General features: G+C 40.3%; 14 protein-coding genes. All 14 read right to left on the bottom strand.

Annotated features, from left to right (window positions below; all coding sequences use genetic code 11):
* Positions 1-492: 492 nt before the first annotated feature.
* Complete coding sequence (locus tag NFR44_RS05695; RefSeq protein WP_251441866.1) at positions 493-1,020, bottom strand: hypothetical protein; 528 nt, start codon at positions 1,018-1,020, stop codon at positions 493-495.
* A 738-nt stretch (positions 1,021-1,758) separates the two neighbouring features.
* The gene (locus NFR44_RS05690) at positions 1,759-2,313 is read right to left on the bottom strand and encodes an SGNH/GDSL hydrolase family protein (RefSeq protein WP_251441863.1); all 555 of its coding nucleotides are present in this window, start codon (positions 2,311-2,313) and stop codon (positions 1,759-1,761) included.
* Positions 2,314-2,350: 37 nt separating this feature from the next.
* Entirely contained in the window at positions 2,351-3,052 is a 702-nt protein-coding gene (gene queC / locus NFR44_RS05685; RefSeq protein WP_251441860.1) for a 7-cyano-7-deazaguanine synthase QueC, read from the bottom strand.
* A 136-nt stretch (positions 3,053-3,188) separates the two neighbouring features.
* Complete coding sequence (hisC, locus tag NFR44_RS05680; protein WP_251441856.1) at positions 3,189-4,286, bottom strand: histidinol-phosphate transaminase; 1,098 nt, start codon at positions 4,284-4,286, stop codon at positions 3,189-3,191.
* Positions 4,287-4,321: 35 nt separating this feature from the next.
* Positions 4,322-4,645: a phosphoribosyl-ATP diphosphatase gene (gene hisE / locus NFR44_RS05675; RefSeq protein ID WP_251441853.1), complete on the bottom strand. Its 324-nt coding sequence runs from the start codon at positions 4,643-4,645 to the stop codon at positions 4,322-4,324.
* Between the two features lie 2 nt (positions 4,646-4,647).
* Positions 4,648-4,974, bottom strand: coding sequence for a phosphoribosyl-AMP cyclohydrolase (hisI, locus tag NFR44_RS05670; protein ID WP_251441850.1), 327 nt, complete (start codon positions 4,972-4,974; stop codon positions 4,648-4,650).
* A gap of 140 nt (positions 4,975-5,114) precedes the next feature.
* Positions 5,115-5,873: an imidazole glycerol phosphate synthase subunit HisF gene (hisF, locus tag NFR44_RS05665; RefSeq protein ID WP_251441848.1), complete on the bottom strand. Its 759-nt coding sequence runs from the start codon at positions 5,871-5,873 to the stop codon at positions 5,115-5,117.
* Entirely contained in the window at positions 5,867-6,592 is a 726-nt protein-coding gene (gene hisA, locus NFR44_RS05660) for a 1-(5-phosphoribosyl)-5-[(5-phosphoribosylamino)methylideneamino]imidazole-4-carboxamide isomerase (RefSeq protein ID WP_251441846.1), read from the bottom strand. Before hisA ends, hisF begins: the two co-directional genes overlap by 7 nt.
* Before the next feature lie 28 nt (positions 6,593-6,620).
* On the bottom strand, positions 6,621-7,232 hold the full coding sequence (gene hisH / locus NFR44_RS05655) for an imidazole glycerol phosphate synthase subunit HisH (RefSeq protein WP_251441834.1): 612 nt from the start codon (positions 7,230-7,232) through the stop codon (positions 6,621-6,623).
* A gap of 14 nt (positions 7,233-7,246) precedes the next feature.
* Positions 7,247-7,906, bottom strand: a complete 660-nt coding sequence (gene hisB / locus NFR44_RS05650) for an imidazoleglycerol-phosphate dehydratase HisB (protein WP_371875194.1) — start codon at positions 7,904-7,906, stop codon at positions 7,247-7,249.
* Between the two features lie 46 nt (positions 7,907-7,952).
* Positions 7,953-9,284: a histidinol dehydrogenase gene (hisD, locus tag NFR44_RS05645; RefSeq protein WP_251441830.1), complete on the bottom strand. Its 1,332-nt coding sequence runs from the start codon at positions 9,282-9,284 to the stop codon at positions 7,953-7,955.
* A 34-nt stretch (positions 9,285-9,318) separates the two neighbouring features.
* Entirely contained in the window at positions 9,319-9,936 is a 618-nt protein-coding gene (gene hisG, locus NFR44_RS05640) for an ATP phosphoribosyltransferase (RefSeq protein ID WP_251441828.1), read from the bottom strand.
* Complete coding sequence (locus NFR44_RS05635) at positions 9,929-11,086, bottom strand: ATP phosphoribosyltransferase regulatory subunit (protein WP_251441814.1); 1,158 nt, start codon at positions 11,084-11,086, stop codon at positions 9,929-9,931. The genes hisG and NFR44_RS05635 overlap by 8 nt, the downstream gene beginning before the upstream one ends.
* A 522-nt stretch (positions 11,087-11,608) precedes the next feature.
* Complete coding sequence (hisJ, locus tag NFR44_RS05630) at positions 11,609-12,466, bottom strand: histidinol-phosphatase HisJ (RefSeq protein ID WP_251441812.1); 858 nt, start codon at positions 12,464-12,466, stop codon at positions 11,609-11,611.
* Between the last annotated feature and the right edge of the window lie 7 nt (positions 12,467-12,473).

Here is a 12,473-nt window from a genome sequence, read left to right as displayed (position 1 = left end):
GCTAAGAGTATCAATATCCATCTATTACCTAAACTCATATTTAGCTTGACTTTTATTGGATACAATACGACTAAACTGCTTACTGACGCTTACTGATATAATGCATTCACTCAAAAAACACTCTTATTCCTTATATCTTTTATTCCTTATATAACAAATATTAACTCAGGTATAAACTCTAATAAGTACCAACTTAGATACAAAAAGACTGTAATCTGTGATAAGTTTGTACTATCTTGATTACAGTCTCTTTGGTGCATTGTAGTTTGTAAAGCTCTTTTCTATAAACTTTACATTCGTATATGTGTTGTGAGTATATTATAGGTTACTCTATTTTATATTATAGATGTTTTGTGTTTTTGTGTGTTTTTGTGTGTTTTTGTGTGTTTTTGTGTGTTTTTGTGTGTTTTTTGTGTTGTATTTATTTTGTGTTTATTTGTGTGTATGTTGATTAGTGTTGTTTCAAGTAAAAAGGGGATTATGTATTATAGTCTATGCATTCATAAATAGACCTGCTTGTGGAGCTGGCGGATTCTGCGGTCTCTTTTCAGAATTCTGATCAGGTTTTACAGTCGCTGGCTTTTTTGCTTCTTTTTTAGGTGGCATTGTTTTTTTCGCATCAGGCTGTACTTTTTGCTCACCTCTTGGTTTTACCATGTTACCATCTTTTGCTTTACGCTGTTCATAGTCATTGGCTAAGGCAACTCTACGTTTTTCTTTAACATCAGCATTTACCTTTGTCTGTGCTTTATCTTTAGTTACCTTAACAGGCTCTGCACCTGGCTCATTACCTGGTTTTACCTGATTTTGTTGATTGTTAATCGGTGCTGCTACCTTTGGCTGGTTACCTTCACGATTTTTTACAGCTTTATCTTGATTTTGATCAGCTTGTTGCCAAATCGCATTATTTGCCTGACCTTTTACTTCATTAAAATCTTGTGCATTTACTAAAACCCCAAAGGAATTAGCCCACAGCGTGACCGCAGCAAGAGGAACCATCAATACAAACTTACGTTTCATAACTATACCTCCTAGTACAAAAATATGCATAATTTTACATTTTCATAGAGCTAATTACTGCCCTATTTACTCTCTATATTCCGTTGTTATCTGCTAAGCAATGATTAGCATGTGTACATAATATCGCCATTCAGTGAGATAAAAATGAATTTTCTCATGAACATTTTGTGAACTTCTTCATAATTCTAATTCTAAAGCTAAGATGAATAATTATACTGCAACAAAAAAATTCTAATAGCTTTACACTATTAGAATTAATCATTAATGGGCTCATTCTGCTCACTATATAACAGGCTTCTTCTACTCACTATATAATGTACTTATTCTGTTCATTATATTATTACGCCCTTTATCCTATTATCTTACTATAGGCTTAACAAGATTATCTACAAACTATAAGAAAGCCATAATATGTATAAAAAGAAAAGTGCCGTTGCCCTTAGGGAGGAGGCAACGGCAAGTTGTTCGTACATATCTGTACTCACGATTAGGTATAGGTATTTAGAGGTTTAACAAGTGGACTCACCCATAAGTACTTCCGGGATAAAGAATTACTTCGAGCTGTAACGCCCAGTTCTGAATAACTGTTAGTTACTGTTCCCTTGTTATGAACCCATTATAACATGTAAATCTAAAAAGTTCAATACATAAAATTTATTTTTTTCGATTTAATTTAAAATTTTCCATATAACAACATCAATCAAAGCTAAATCCCTGATTTTACCTATAGATTCTATACTATTTTAATTTTGGGGCCAACACAGTTAGGGCTGTTTCAAACATATAACGATAGCCTAATTCATTAGGATGCACATCACCAGCATATAAGATTTCACCCCGCTGATCCGCTTCAGCAATCGTAGCATAGAAATCAATATATGTAATCCCATGATTCTGACAATATTGTTTTAATTGTGTATTATATGCCACCAAAACAGCGTCTTCCCCATCAGGATCACAGTCAATCTGAGGCGCTAAACCTATAATGACGTCCGCTCCCACTTTTTGTATTCGTTTCACCGAGCGCAACATATTAAAATAACAATCCTCAGCTGAGCGACCATGCAAAATATCATTGGTGCCACCCATGATACATACTATATCATAAGTCTGTTCACTCAATACCCGTTCTACATTGTTAAAAATGGCTTGCAAAGTAGCCCCATCTACACCAGCATTCACAATTTGCCCGGCCTTGCCTAGCTCCTGCTGTAACAATTCAACCCAACCTTGCCCATAAGGAACATCATAGCCACGAGTCAAACTATCACCAATACATAATATGTTCTTCATTGTATCACCTACTTCGTTCCACCTGTTTCGCCTAACCTTATGCCTTAGTGCCTTTTAAGAGAGGGTCTACTGTCCCATTAAGCTCAAAGGCCTTAATACGATCAATACAAGTACCACAAGTGCCACAAGGAGTATCGCTCCCTTCATAGCAACTCCAAGTCAATTCATAAGGCACCTTAAGATCCAGACCAACCTTCACTAATTGAGCCTTATTTTTGGCCGCAAAAGGAGCTACTACCTGCACCTTATCATAGGTACCAATAGAAATCGCTTTTGCCATAGTACTAACGAATTCTTCACTGCAATCGGCATAAGCATTACCAGCCGCATCATCGGCATGAGCGCCTAAGTAAATCTGCACTGTATCATCAGGAAACAGGCTCATGCCCAAACTAGCTACAGCAGATAACATCAAGCCATTGCGAAATGGCACATAGGTACTCACCATTCCTTCTCCCTCTTCTTCGATTTGCTCAGCATAACTCTTATGTGCAATCTCTTCGGTGGAACCTTGCAACAATGAACAATTAGAATATTTTAAAATTTGAGACACATCTAATTCATAATGTGGTACTTCATAATGAGCTGCTATGTTACGTGCACATTGCAATTCTTTATCATGTTTTTGTCCATAAAAAATTGAAACGGCCGCCACATTGTCTTTGCCCAACTGGTCAATGGCTAAGGCCAAACAAGTTGTCGAATCAACGCCACCACTAGATAAAACAATTGCTTTCATAAGAACATCCTTCCCATCTATCGCTTACAGTATTGGTTAACTATTTGTTATACCATCTAATACATCTAATAAAAGTAGCCAAAATAAGGGCGAATCTTCTCCGATTGCCCTTATCTATAGCTCTATTATTATCATATCACATGGTGCAAGTCTCTAAAAACTGCCCCAATAATTGTTGCATTATTTTACAATCTTCTGCTTCACCGATGGTAATGCGCAGCCATTGAGGCCGTAATCCTACACGAACTTGATAACCCGCTTGTAGCCACATATCAGCTACAGCCTTTGCCTCTTCTGGGGATTTAAATTCTACAAATAAAAAATTCGCTTCACTGGCATAATAATGGAGGCCTTTTTCTGCTAAATACGCTTCCCAACCTGCACGAGCCACTGCATTGGCCGCCACTACACGACGAATAAACGCTTGGTCTCCCAATGCAGCTTCCGCCGCCACTTGTGAAACGCTATTTAAGTTATAGGGTAAACGAATGGTCTGTACATAATTCACTAAAGCTTTTCCTAATACTAAATAGCCCACTCGGTAATTAGCTAAACCATACGCTTTGGAAAAGGTACGCATAATCCCTATATTTTCAAACTCAGCCAATAATGGAAGCGCACTCGGCGCTTCAACAGAAGAAACAAATTCAATATAGGCCTCATCAATAAGCACCAAAACATCCTTAGGGATTTGCTTCATAAATTTACGAATGGCCTCCACAGATACATAGGTACCTGTCGGATTATTAGGATTGCAAAGCCAGACTAATTTTGTCGTTTCATCAATAGCATCTACCATTCCCTCTAAATCAGTAGCCCCAGTCACTTCATTACAAGGTACCCCTTTAATAATGGCCCCTTCCAACTGACCATTAAGGGCATATTCTGAAAAGGTCGGCGTACTGATGACGATAGAATCGCCAGCAGTCAAAAAGGTACGACTTAATAAGGTAATCACCTCATCTAAACCGACACCAATAACTAAAGACTCTGCCGGAACTTTAATAAAATCGGCAATAGCCGTGCGAAGCGAGGTAGCGTAACCGTCAGGATATTGGCTACAATCATAACTATTTACATAAGCGAGTACCGCCTCTTTTACCTGTGACGATGTGCCATAAGGATTTTCATTGGCTGATAAACGAACCAATTTCGTTAATCCTAACCGCTCTTTCAAACGACTAATTGGTTCCTCCGGAATATATGGTTTTAATTGTTGAATACTCTCTTTCATAGCCAATCCTTTCTAACACGTATACTACCTATTACTTATAGATTTTCAATTTTAGGGCGATCCGTAGTCTTACTCACCAAGCCTTCGCGCTGTGCTAATTCCTCAGTAATCGCCTCATAAGGAACGCCTTTTTCAACTAACAATACGAGCAAATGATATAGCAAATCGGCCGTTTCACTCACCAATTCATCAGTACCCTCATTCTTAGCAGCAATCACCACTTCCGTCGCTTCTTCGCCGACTTTCTTCAAAATCTTATCTAAACCTTTAGAAAATAAATAGTTCGTATAAGACCCTTCTTTTGGCGTTTCTTTGCGGTTTTGAATAATATCATATAATTCAACTAATTCTTGTGCCATGCTTAGTTCTCTCCTTCCAAGGGGATTGTGTTAAAAAAACAACTCCTAGCCCCAGTATGACAGGCAGGCCCCTTAGGAATCACTTCTAACAACAAAGTATCGCCATCACAATCTAAGGCGGCTCGAACTACTTGTTGCGTATGCCCACTAATGCCACCTTTATGCCATAGTTCTTGACGGGAACGAGACCAAAACCAGGTTTCTTTAGTCTGTAAAGTCCGCTCATAGCTTACTTCATTCATCCAAGCCACCATGAGCACTTCTTTCGTATTTGCATCAACCACGACGGTGGGCAATAGGCCTTGTCCTTTTGCAAAATCAGGTGTCATCCATCTTACTCCTATCAAATCATACCTTTCAAATTGTATTTTTCAAATCGTATGCTTCCTATCGTATTCTTCATAGCGCACTCTTCATAGCGCACTCTTCATCTCGTACTTTTCCTATCATACCATTCATACTATATAACTTAACGGACTGGTATATTATGAGCGCGCAAGGCCTCTTTCACATCCTCAATTGTTAATTCTTGGAAGTGAAAAATAGATGCCGCTAACGCTCCTGTCACTTTAGTTTGTTGAAATACCTCCACAAAGTGTGCCACCGTACCTGCCCCACCAGAGGCAATAATCGGCACCTGCACTAAATCACCTAAGTTTTTATATAAATCAATATCAAAGCCCGATTTAGTACCATCTTTATCCATGCTAGTTACAAGCAATTCACCAGCCCCTAGCCGAACCGCTTCCTGTGCCCATTCATAGGCCAGTTTATCCGTCTTTTTACGGCCACCATGCGTATAAGCATAGCGTTTACCCGTTTCAGGGTCAGTCTTAACATCAATGGCAACTACAATGCATTGATTGCCAAATTTTTCAGCCCCTTCACGGATAAGTTCTGGATTCGCTAACGCCGCAGAATTCAAAGAAATTTTATCCGCCCCTGCTTGCAATAAACGTTGCATATCGTCGACAGTACGAATGCCACCGCCAACAGTGAGCGGCATAAATACTTCTTTAGATATAGCGGAAATTACATCCTTAAAAGTGCCTCGCCCTTCTGTCGTAGCCGTAATATCTAAAAATACTTGCTCGTCAGCACCCTGCGTTTCATAGGATGCGGCTATGGCCACTGGATCACCTACATCCACAAGATTCACAAAGTTTACGCCTTTTTTTACACGACCATTATCCACATCTAAGCAAGGAATAATTCGTTTTGCTAACATAATTCCTCCTCTAGCGCTACTACATCCGCCAAGGTTAAAGGCCCTTCATAAAGCGCTTTACCTACGATGCAATCAGTAAGCCCTTTAGCTCTTAAACTGATAATATCTTCCTTATGTCGAATCCCACCAGAGGCAATGATAACCGCTTTAGGAAACAACCTTTGTAAATCAGCGAGTAGTGTTTCATTAGCCCCTGACATAGTGCCATCACGGCTAATATCGGTGACTATAAAGTAAATGGCCCCTGCTGTTATCATTTCACGAATTAAATCAACCATAGTCACTTCTGACTGTTCTAGCCAGCCTTCGGTTGCCACTTTACCGTCAATGCCATCGACACCGATAACAATACGTTCAGCCCCGTAAGTCTTAAGCATACGTTTCGTAAAATCTGCCTGTTTCAGTGCCACTGACCCTAAAATAATTCGATTAACCCCTGCCTCCAAATAGGCCTGAATAGTTGCTTCATCACGGATACCGCCCCCCACTTCCATAATGCCTGTGAAAGCTTGACGAATGCCTACAATGGTATCATAATTAACCGGTTTGCCCGCTTTAGCCCCATCTAAATCAACTACATGAAGGGCCTTAATGCCCGCTTTCTCATAGGAAGTGGCTTGATCGACTGGATTGGGATTAATCACGACTTCTTGATTAAAGTCGCCTTTAAATAAACGCACACTTCGTTTATTTTGTATATCAATGCCAGGAAATATCATGTAAACCTCCTCAATAGCGCCTACAACTTTACACAGCGCCACATAAACTACCAAACTGTTTTAACAAACGAAGTCCAATGGCCGCACTCTTTTCAGGGTGAAACTGCATACCATAAATAGATCCTCGCCCCACAATCGCTGGTATCGTAACGCCATAATCAGCAGCAGCTACTATATATTCATCATCACAACAAGCATAATAGGAATGAACAAAATAAGTATATTCATTATCCACAAAGCTAAATGGACTGGCGGGCTTATATACTCGGTTTTGATTCCAACCTGTATGTGGCACCATAAGACCTAAATCAGTAGGAATGGCTTCTACTGTACCTGGAATTAAACCTAACCCCGCTGTCTTGCCATATTCCGTAGACGATTCAAAGAGAATCTGCATACCTAAACAAATCCCTAAGAGGGGCGTTTCCTTAGCGGCTACGTCTTGTAATACAGGCACTAACCCCCTTTGGGTGAGCGTTTCCATAGCCTGTTTAAAAGCACCTACACCCGGCACAACCACCCCATCGGCCTTAAGAATTATCTCCTTATCCGCTGTCAATACAGTAGGAATGCCTAAATGGGTGAACGCCTTTTGCACATTAAATGTATTCCCTGCATCATAATCCACTATTGCAATCATATCTATCCTTTACTCTACACAGTTAAGCTACCCTTGGTGGAATTAATGCCTACAATATCTGCATTAAATGTAACCGCCTGTCGCAACGCACGGCCTGTAGCCTTAAACATACTTTCAATAATATGATGGGTATTACGACCATACTCATTGCGCACATGAAGGTTCATTAAGCCATTCATAGCTAAAGCTTGAAAAAAATCTTCCACCAATTCTGTTTCAAAATTACCACCTAATACAGGGGTGCTAAGCGCCGCTTGATACACTAAATAAGGGCGACCACTTAAATCAATAACCACCTGAGTCAATGCTTCATCCATCGGTACCCACGCATTGCCATATCGTTCAATTTGCTCTTTAGACCCTAGGGCTTGCGTTAAAGCTTGCCCCAAAGCTAAGGCTACATCCTCTACCGTGTGATGCGCATCAATATAGGTATCCCCTTTGGCCGTAATAGTCAAGCCAAAGCGACCATGTTTGGCCAATAAGGTAAGCATATGATCTAAAAAGCCGATCCCCGTCGCAATGTCTACCCCGGTCTGCTCATCTAAATTGAGACTAACTTCTATGTTAGTTTCTGCAGTCACTCGTTTCACAACGCCACAACGCCCCGCACGCTGGCTAACCGTATCAGCCGTAACCAAATTGTTTGTATCAGCCGCAACCAACCCTTTCATATCCATAGCGTTCCCTTTAGTATTACCTAGTGGTATCTCTTTATTCTTAGTGTCCATAGGAACCTCTCGCTTCCTCATCATCAAATGTAAACTGATCGGCTGTTTCGTCAAAACGAATTTCAATAGAACGCGCATGCCCTTCTAAGCCTTCGGTGCGAGCTAAGGTTGCAATGTGAGGCGCTAATTCTTGTAAACGGGCTTTGGAGAACTGCATAAAAGAAGTACGTTTCACAAAGTCATACACACCAAGGGGCGAAGAAAAACGAGCCGTACCACTGGTAGGTAATACATGATTAGGGCCTCCCATATAATCGCCTACTGGCTCAGCCGTATAAGGGCCTAAGAATACAGAGCCTGCATTTTCAACTAAGCTCATATATTCCACAGCATTCGCCAATTGAATTTCTAAATGTTCTGGCGCCACTTCATTCATCAAGGTGAACATATCTTCAATAGAGTCAATAATAGCAATGAAACTCCGCTCTTCAATAGCCGTTCGAGCAATCGCTTCACGCGGTAATTCCTTGAGTTGCCGTTCCACTTCCTTAGCTACCGCATTGGCTAACAATTCACTATTAGTAATTAAAATAGAACGCGCTCGTTTATCATGTTCTACCTGCGATAATAAATCGGCCGCAATGTGAATAGGATTCGCCGTTTCATCAGCTAAAATACCGATTTCAGATGGGCCCGCAATCATATCAATGGATACTTGCCCAAATACTTGGCGTTTAGCGGTGGCCACATAAATATTACCAGGCCCTACAATTTTATCCACTTTTGGCACCGATTCCGTACCATAGGCTAAGGCAGCTACTGCTTGGGCCCCGCCCACTTGATACACCGCATCAACACCAGCCAATTTGGCGGCCCCCAATACGATAGGAGCAATGCCGTCTTTCTGCGGTGGCGTCACCATGATAACTTCTTTCACGCCTGCAATTTTTGCCGGCAACGCACACATTAAAATAGTAGATGGGTACGCAGCGGTGCCACCAGGCACATAAATGCCAACTCGTTTCAAAGGCGTCACCTTTTGCCCACGCAATACACCAGTTGTGTCTAAATCAATAAAGCTTTGATCAATTTCTCGTTTGTGAAAGGCTTCAATATTCGCTTTAGCCACTGTGAGGGCTTCTACTAATTCAGCAGGTAAACTATTATACGCCGCTTCAATATCTTCCTGTGGAACACGCAACACCTCAAGGGTAACACCATCGAATTGTTCGCTGTACTGACGAAGGGCTTCATCGCCACCAGCAATAACCGTTTCAATAATAGTTCGTACCTGCTGTTCAATCGCCATATCCGTCGTTTGTGCTGTATATTCATTAACTAAGTCAATCATCTTAGCTAAGGGCTCTCTATATATCTTCATCGTTCTCTCCTCTTAGTTTTCTCTATATAGGCTGTCAGACTTGAGCAGCCTTTAACTGATCCACAAATTTAAAAATCTCACTACGCTTTTGTTTCAAAGCCAATGGATTTGCCACCAAACGCGTAGAAATAGGCATCAGCCAATCAAAAATTTGCAAGTTATTTTCTCGCAAGGTCGTACCCGTTTCGGTAATATCTACAATAGCATCGGCTAAGCCAATTAAAGGGGCCAGTTCTACAGAGCCTTCAATTTTAATAATTTCTACGTCCTTACCACGACTGGCAAAATAGGCCTTAGTAATGTTAGGATATTTAGTCCCAATTGTATGTCGCCGTGGCTCATTCATGTCATAGCCTGCTAAAGAGGCTAAAATAAATTGGCAGCGTCCTGTCTGAAGGTCTAATAATTCATAGCTCGTATTTTGCTGTTCCTCTAAAATATCACTACCTACAATGCCGATGTCTACGACACCATTATTGAGGTAAGTCAAAACGTCGCCACCTTTAACTAAAATCACTTCTAAACTATCCCCTAGCTGAATTACGAGTTTACGTTTCTTATTGCGTAAAGGTTCACAATCAATGTCACAAGCCTCCAGAAGGGGAATGACCTGCTCCTCCACACGGCCTTTTGTTAGGGCTATACTAAGCATCTTCACTCACTCCTTCTTCAGTGACTACATATAATACAGCATTTTCACGCTCCGCCTGACGTCGTGCGTCCTCCAAACTATCAGCTAGCACTAAGCTATACGCCGGATGATTCACTAAATACGCAGCTGCTTTAGGCCAGGCAGTTGGCTCATAATAAACTAGCACTGGTTTAGCTTTCGGCACTTCCATTTCAGCTACTTGAGCTAGCACATCTAAATCAAAAGCCATGCCTACAGCACAAGTAGGTTCTTTTTGAAAATTAGCTAACAAACGATCATATCGGCCACCACTGACAATATAGCTAGCCACTTCATCAACATAACCTCTAAAGGTCAAGCCCGTATAATACGGCTGCGGTGGTCGACTACTTAAATCAAGGCGAACCTGCTGATTTGACATATGTTGTACCGTTTTCGCTAAATCCATCAATTGATTGACAATTCGTTGGGCTGTCATGGGTAAAATCACTTGATTTAACTCTTGCTGTACTTCTTCTACAGAGCCAAATAAACGAGGCCAAACCACTAAAAGCGGATATAAAGCATTTTCAGCATAACTTTCAATAATCGTTTCATACCGTGGCAAATTCTTATTGAATAAAGCATCAAACAAGGTCTCTTCCTCATCAGCCGTTAAGCCTAAGGCTTCCACAATCGCAGGAGCAAAACGAGCATCACTTAATTCTAAATACAGGCGATTATTTAATAACAATCGATTTACTTGATTGATAACTAGCAAACATTCCAGTTCAGCTCGATTCGACTCATAACCAACTAATTCAATGCCCGCCTGTGTCACTTGATTTGCCCAGCCACGGTGAGCCTGATTCATAGCCAACACGTCACCAATATAGTAAAATTTAGTGGGCAAGCTTACTTGTATGTTGGATAAAAACCGCGCAATTGGTAAGGTTAAGTCTGGTCTCACAACTAAACGCTCTTGCGAACTATCAACCAATTCATAGAGCTTTTGTTGAATGGCTAAATCATAATCATCAAAGACATTTTTATATTCAATTAAAGGTGTTATAATTTTTGTATATCCTCGTTTGTAAAAGCATTTCGATAATAAATTGCTAAGGAGCGCCTTCTTCTGCGCTTCCTCACCAAACTCATCACGAAAGCCTTGAGGCAAGCGTTTTTGTTTCATATCCCAAACCCTCTCTTTACTCGTACTGCCTATCTATATACATCATCAAATAGAAATGATAATGTGACTACTACTTAAATTTTAATCTTGCATTTAACTCTTTATCACTTCATCTAACTAAAGTGTTAAAGATATAATACACTGTAAGACACACTTCGTCAATATAATATTACGCATAGATTTTATGCCTTCCAGTCATATAAAGGTATAAGACCTATGTTCTTATACCTTTATATTATTATATCTTTATGCCTTTATACTCTTTATCCTTATACTCTTATATTCTTACATCTTTATATTCTTATAGTCATATCCCCTAACATCTCCTATCTCTATAAACGAAAACATAGGTGAGTAAGCCAGAACCTCCTAAAGCCATATATACAAAAACATCCTTTACTATATGTCGTCACGTATTCAACGTGAACTTCATGACAATAGTTAAAGGATGTTTTTATTTTTCTGAATCGCTATCTATTAATTATATTTCAATTTATATCAGGTAACCGGCGCTATATAACTCTAAGCCCAAGCCGTTTCAAAAGCACTCACCCCATGGGAGTCAGATCCCACCATATACGGCACGCCCAACGCATAGGCCATCCCTTGGATAAAGGAACTAGGATACATTTCACGACAATTTGTCTTGAATAAGCCAGCAATATTATAATCAAGGGTACGATTCTGGAAGCGTAACGTTTCAAGAATCTGCCGAATCACTTGCTGCGTAACACTATCATAAGTGTTTTTAAAATTAAAATGGTGCTGATACTTTTTAATCAAATCTAAATGACCAATACGCACTGGTGTGTGAGGCCCAAAGTCAGTCTGCACGCCCTCTAAAACCAGTTGGAAATACCGACGATACAGCACATCTTGCTTAGTAAGCCACGGTCCAAAGCCCTTCGCAAACTCCGCTTCACTGTAATCTACACACCAAAAGCCATCGTCCACACCGGGCATAAAATGAACAGACAACAAATTATCCCCCGTATAGGGCCCTACCAAATCTAAAAATTCGCGAGTCGCTTCCTCAAAGCCAGGCAAATAATCCACTTCAAAGCCGATAGATAGATTAATATATTGACCATACTCTCTTTGTAATTCAGTACCTAAGGCTAAATAGGGTTCTACTTGATCCATACGAATTGACGCCGTATCATAGGCTTCTTTATCCCCTTTATACCGCCGAGTAAAACCATTAGGTAGGGGGGCGTGTTCTGTTAAACACAATTTATAAAACCCCAGTTCAATAGCCTTTTCAATTAAAAGAGCAACCTTTTCACCACTCCCATGGGGGCATAATTCAGTGTGTAAATGACCATCAACCAATTGCCCCTCATATTGATTGTGACCTACGATGGAATATTGTTTACTCATAAATGGC

The sequence above is a fragment of the Veillonella intestinalis genome (assembly GCF_943193155.1).
Taxonomy (GTDB): Bacteria; Bacillota; Negativicutes; order Veillonellales; family Veillonellaceae; genus Veillonella_A; species Veillonella_A intestinalis.
This window is presented reverse-complemented; position numbering and strand designations above follow the sequence as displayed.